Source organism: Paenibacillus sp. CECT 9249 (genome assembly GCF_918697855.1).
In the GTDB taxonomy this organism is placed as follows: Bacteria; Bacillota; Bacilli; order Paenibacillales; family Paenibacillaceae; genus MSJ-34.
The window spans coordinates 1-5949 of sequence record NZ_CAKKLI010000090.1; the positions used below are offsets into that span (position 1 = coordinate 1).

Annotated in this window: 5 protein-coding genes and 1 tRNA gene; all 6 read left to right on the plus strand. The window is 50.4% G+C overall.

Annotated features, from left to right (window positions below; all coding sequences use genetic code 11):
• Positions 1-170: 170 nt before the first annotated feature.
• A tRNA-Lys gene (locus LQ229_RS26695) sits at positions 171-246 on the plus strand.
• Positions 247-432: 186 nt separating this feature from the next.
• A complete protein-coding gene (locus tag LQ229_RS26700) occupies positions 433-1383 on the plus strand; it encodes an MraY family glycosyltransferase (RefSeq protein ID WP_216541082.1) in 951 nt (316 codons plus the stop codon).
• Positions 1384-1444: 61 nt separating this feature from the next.
• Positions 1445-2236 carry a C40 family peptidase gene (locus LQ229_RS26705; RefSeq protein ID WP_230193397.1) on the plus strand — a complete coding sequence of 264 codons (792 nt, stop codon included), beginning with the start codon at positions 1445-1447 and terminating at the stop codon, positions 2234-2236.
• A gap of 158 nt (positions 2237-2394) precedes the next feature.
• Positions 2395-3459, plus strand: a complete 1065-nt coding sequence (locus LQ229_RS26710; RefSeq protein ID WP_230193398.1) for a helix-turn-helix domain-containing protein — start codon at positions 2395-2397, stop codon at positions 3457-3459.
• Between the two features lie 92 nt (positions 3460-3551).
• Positions 3552-4673, plus strand: coding sequence for a sn-glycerol-3-phosphate ABC transporter ATP-binding protein UgpC (gene ugpC / locus LQ229_RS26715; RefSeq protein ID WP_216541078.1), 1122 nt, complete (start codon positions 3552-3554; stop codon positions 4671-4673).
• A gap of 170 nt (positions 4674-4843) precedes the next feature.
• The gene (gene hprK, locus LQ229_RS26720) at positions 4844-5782 is read left to right on the plus strand and encodes an HPr(Ser) kinase/phosphatase (protein WP_216541077.1); all 939 of its coding nucleotides are present in this window, start codon (positions 4844-4846) and stop codon (positions 5780-5782) included.
• Positions 5783-5949: the final 167 nt, after the last annotated feature.

The window sequence follows — 5949 nt, forward strand, 5'->3', positions numbered from 1 at the left end:
ATGAAGTAGAGCTACGTGAGATAGTCCCAGCATAACTGTAACTTTATGGATATTAATGTTGCTTAGGAAACCTTTTCGGTCCAAGGGACTTTAGCGCTTTAATGTTAAAGAGTTTATTTTCGTACAACGAGTTCGGTGGTTCGAATCCATCAGCCTCCACCATTTCCTAAGAGCCATTAGCTCAGTCGGTAGAGCACCTGACTTTTAATCAGGGTGTCGGAGGTTCGAGTCCTCCATGGCTCACCAGTTTTTTTACCCAAACGATAAACGCGAACCCTTTCATTTCGCATTGAAATGAAAGGGTTTTTTGTGTGCCCGGGAAAGGATAGACGGATATAACTGCCCGCAAACCGTATGATTTTCTTACAATAGGGGACGATAAAAAAACAGGGTTTGAAACGGACGACGGCAGGAGGTAATTCGGTGGCATATATGCTTGGAGCGGCAATGAGCTTTGCATTTGTGCTAGCTCTTGTCCCTTGGATGAAGCGGTTGGCTGTACGAACCGGATTCGTCGACCGGCCCGGCAAACGGAAAATTCATCGCGACGCCGTTCCGCTTCTCGGAGGGGCGGCGATCTATGCAGGCTGCCTTATCGCCCTCATCGCCCTGAAAGGATTGGGTCCGCTAACTTGGACGATTGTAATCGGAGGCACGCTGCTGCTGCTCGTCGGGCTGCTGGACGACCGGTATAAATCGCTTCAGCGCGAATTCCCCGTTTGGCCGCGCATTATCGTTTACTTGGCTAGCGCAACGGTACCTCTCTTTTTCGGCATTGAAATTTCGGGCATGCGCAATCTGTGGCGTCCCGGCATGATTTTGTTTCCGGATTGGTTCGTTTGGATTGCTACCGTCATATGGGTGTTCGCCATCACGAATATGATGAACTTTATAGACGGGGTCGACGGATTGGCTGCGGGCGTAGCAGGGATATCTTCGATAACGCTTTTTATCGTGGCCATCTTGCGAGGAGATACGGAAACGGCGGTATCGGCGGCAGTCATCGCAGGGGCTTGCATCGCCTTTTTGCTTTACAATTTCCCGCCTGCCAAAATCTTCATGGGCGACGCCGGCGCTATTTTCCTCGGATATACGCTGGCGATCGTCTCGATGGAAGGGGCCTATAAAAGCGCGGCGCTTGTGTCCATGCTTGTCCCGGCGCTCGCGTTAGGCTTCCCGATTATGGATACCGTGATCGTATTCACCCGCCGCCTTCTTCATGGCAAAGGCCTGCATCGCGCCGACAAGCTTCATACCCATCATGCGCTGCTTCGTTGGGGACTTTCCCAGTCGCAGACGGTATCGTTCTTATATTTGGTTGCCGCTTTATTCGGCTTATTATCGATTGTGACCCTATTAATTTTCATGATGGTTTATCCGTAAGGAAAACATCGCACATCGTTTGAGGAGGAAATCGACTTTTATGTTGCCGCGTTATTTTCGTATGATCATCGGGATGCTCGCAGCATTGACGATAGTATGCGGAAACGTATCGCCGTCGCATGCCCATCGTGCCGGGCAGCCGCCCGCCGAAGACAGCATCGCGTTCATTCAAGACCTTTACTCCGCCTTACATGTTAGGCTTCCCTCTTCTTTGCCGGAGCTTTACCGACAAGGAAGCGGCTTGCCGCCTGCGAAGCTGGCTAACATGACCGTTCGGACGGGTACGGAATTCCGAACGGGGGATTTGTTGTTCTTCGGCGGATCCGAGCCCGAATTTGCGGGAGTGTACACGCGAAACAATCGCGTGGCGATCTCCCGGTCGGGGGATAGGCTCGTCGAACGGCCCTTGCAGCAGTTGCTGTCGGATGCCAAATTGATCGGCGTGCTCAGGCTCCTGTCCGAATCCGATCAAATAAGGCTTGGAATCGTGCTGCGAGCGGAAGAGTTCGTTGGGACGCCTTACGTATACGGAGCCAAATACGGACAGACCAAATCGTTCGACTGCTCGTCCTTTGTGAAGACGGTATTCGCGCAAACGGCGGATATCGATCTTCCGCGCATTTCGCGCGAGCAGGCGAAACAAGGAATTCAGGTATCGAAGAGTGAATTGAGAGTCGGGGATTTGTTGTTTTTCAGGGGCAGGCAAGAGCCGGACCGAATCGGACATGTCGCGATTTACGCAGGCAACGGGCGGATGATACATACCTATAAAAAAGGCGGCGTGCAGTATACCGATATCGACCGGGGCGTATGGGCGCAGCGGTATGTGACGGCAAGGCGCATTATACAATAGAGCAATCAGGAGACTGGCGGAAGGCATATGACAGTCTCCTTTTGTTTTATGTTACAATAAGATTATAATTCTATTCGATAATGGTAGCCGGGGGCGAGACATAAACGATGAGAATGGACAAAATAAAGCAGCGCTTGGAACGTATTTTGCATTCCCCCATGACCGTGGAAAAGTTTACTGCAAACGAATGGATTCGTTTATTCGGCGAAAACGGACAAGCTTCCGGCGAAGGCCAAAGTTTGGACTTGGCGGATCGTGTCGTATTCCTGTGGAAACGGGAAGGGAACGCGGTGGAAGCGATTTCTGTCGAAAAAAAGTTGACCGACTCCGAACGCGAACTGATCGAATTGCTGCTGCAATCGGTCCGTCCGGCGGGCAAGCTTGCGGCAACCGTATCCGACGAAGAACGGAAAGCGCTGCAATTGGGAGAATGGATCAACCAACAAATCGATCACGGCGCTCCTTACGAGGCGATCCCCGTTCCTGACCAAATCGCTTTGAAAAGCCGTTTGCGCAGCAAAATGATTCCGCTCCTGCTCGTACTGGAGAGCAGCCAATCGCAGCGAACGCCGTACGGAGAACTGTTTAAACTGCTCAAAACGTATTTTGGCGGCGAAGTGCTGTTGATTCCGCTGCATGACAAGGAATGGCTGATTCTATGCCCGGAAGAAATGGTCTTCGGCGCAGCACCCGATGAGGATCGAACGGATGAAGGGGCGGAAGGGCCGGAGGATACGGTCGCTTCCTTTTGCCGCGGCTTGTATGAATTGCTTGCCAGCGAATGGGCGGGCGAATGCCGATTGTCCATCGATACGTCCATCGACCCCGAGCTGGACTTGGTTGCCGCGACGACGCTGCTGCGCGAGACTGTTTTTTTGGGCCGATTGTTTCATGTAACCGAGAATATCCATATGCCGTGGCAGTTGGATTTGGAACGGCTCGTATACAGCATCCCCGACGAAACGCGGTCCGCATTTGTAGAGAAAGCGATGCAAAACACCGATATCTTCTCCGACGCCGAGACGTTCACGACGTTGGAAACGTTCTTTCAATTGGATTGCAATGTCAGCGACACCGCCAAAAAATTATATATTCACCGCAACACCCTGCTGTACCGTTTGGATAAATTCAAGCAAGAGACCGGACTTGACGTTCGCACGTTCGGCGATGCCGTGCTGGTCAAGCTTACATTGCTATTGTATAAAGTAACGAAAAGGAAGTAGTTTTTTGTAAAGTATGTATATAGTGTTTTCATAGGCTGTAGTGATAAGATAGGAATATGAAAAAATAAACTTTTGTTTAGGGGGAAACTCGGATGGCAGGCGTACGTTTAGAACATATTTACAAAAAATATCCCGGATCTGATAAGGCGACCGTAATTGATGTAAATCTTGATATTCAAGACAAAGAATTTCTCGTATTGGTCGGTCCTTCCGGTTGCGGTAAGTCGACGACATTGCGGATGATCGCAGGCTTGGAGGAAATCTCCGAAGGCAAATTGTATATCGGCGACCGCGTTGTAAACGATGTAGCACCGAAAGATCGCGATATCGCGATGGTATTCCAATCCTATGCATTGTATCCTCATATGAACGTATACCAGAACATGGCTTTTGGTTTGAAATTGCGTAAATTCAAAAAAGACGATATCGACAAACGCGTACGCGAAGCTGCGAAAATTCTGGACATCGAACATTTGCTTGACCGCAAACCGAAAGCATTGTCCGGGGGTCAACGCCAGCGCGTTGCCTTGGGACGCGCGATCGTTCGCGAACCGCAAGTATTCTTGATGGACGAACCGCTCTCCAACTTGGACGCGAAACTTCGCGGACAAATGCGCGCGGAAATTACGAAATTGGTAAAACGTCTTGAAACGACTTGTATCTACGTAACGCACGACCAAATCGAAGCGATGACGATGGGCGACAGAATCGTCGTTATGAAAGACGGCGTGATTCAACAAGCGGCTTCTCCGGAAGAGTTGTATAACCATCCGCAGAACCTGTTCGTTGCCGGCTTTATCGGTTCCCCGACGATGAACTTCATCGAAGGTTCTTTGGTCGAGTCGAACGGCAAAGTGCATTTCAGAGCGACCGGTCTGGACGTGGAAGTGGCTCCGGGCAAAGCGCAAGCGTTGAAAGAAAAAGGTTACGTAGGCAAAGAGGTTATTCTAGGCGTTCGTCCGGAGGATATCCACGAAGAGCCTGTATTCCTGGAAGCTTCGCCGAACACGATTTTCAACGCGCATGTTGAAGTATCCGAGTACTTGGGTCAAGAATTGTTGCTCTACTTGAACGGCGTGGGCAAAGATACCGTTATCGCACGCGTAGACGGACGTTCCAGCCTGAAAGAAGGAAGCAACGTGAAATTGGCGATCGACATGAACAAAGTTCATGTGTTCGACAAAGAGTCCGAATTGAACATTTTCCAATCCTAAACCTAAAACGGCGCCGACCCGGCGTGATAACAAAACCGTCCTTTGATAGGGCGGTTTTTTGTCGTTCATTTCGCGATGCAGAGCGGTCCGTCAAGGGCGGGCCGGCGCAAAAGATTGATTTCACGCTCAAATTCGGATACGATGAGTACAATGGAAAAGGAGTGAAACCTATGCCCAAGAAGGTGAAAGTGGCGGAATTGGTGCAACAATTCCAATTGGAAGTCGTTGCGGGGGAGGACGGATTGAAACGGGCGATCACCGTAGACGATTTATACCGCCCAGGACTAGAGATGGCGGGCTATTTCGAATACCATCCGAAAGATCGGGTACAATTGCTCGGAAGAACCGAGCTTGCATTTTTCGAAACGTTATCCCCGGAAGTGCGCATCGACCGGATGAATCATTTTTGCGTGGAAGAGACGCCGTGCATTATTATTACGCGTAATTTGGACGTTCCGCAAGAATTGCTGGATTTGTCCGGAGAACGGCAAATTCCGTTGCTTCGCTCCGGTCTGCCGACAACGATCTTAACAAGTAGAATCACGAACTTTCTGGAGAAGAAACTGGCGCCTTCGGCTACGATCCACGGCGTGCTTGTCGATGTATACGGCGTCGGCATGCTGATTACAGGGAGCAGCGGTATCGGGAAGAGCGAAACGGCGCTGGAGCTTGTAAAGCGCGGACATCGCCTCGTCGCCGACGATGCCGTGGAAATTCGGCAGACATCCGATTTTCAACTGCATGCGACCGCTCCGGAACTGATTCGCCATCTGCTCGAAATTCGCGGGGTCGGTATCATCAATGTAATGACATTATTCGGCGCGGGCGCGGTCAGAAACAATAAAAAGATTAGCGTAGTCGTCAAGCTCGAAGCGTGGCAGCAAGACAAGCAATACGATCGTCTCGGACTGGACGAAGAGATGACGCGCATTATCGACACGGATATTCCGCTTGTTACAATACCCGTCCGCCCCGGGCGAAATCTTGCGGTCATTATCGAAGTGGCGGCAATGAATTTCCGGCTGAAACGTATGGGGTATAATGCCGCGCTGCAATTTACGAATAAATTAACGGAAACGATTGCAGACGATGCGGACGATCTGGACTAAAACATTAGCGCGGATCTATCGTTAGATTTGAATTTGCTGTATTAAGTCCAGCGGTAAGATGTCAAGTCCCTGATTCTTGAGAATTGGAAATTTTCTTGGCCGTAAAGCAAGGGAGTCAGGGAAAATGACAGCACCAAACTAAACCCAGCCCGAAAATCAAGTCATTT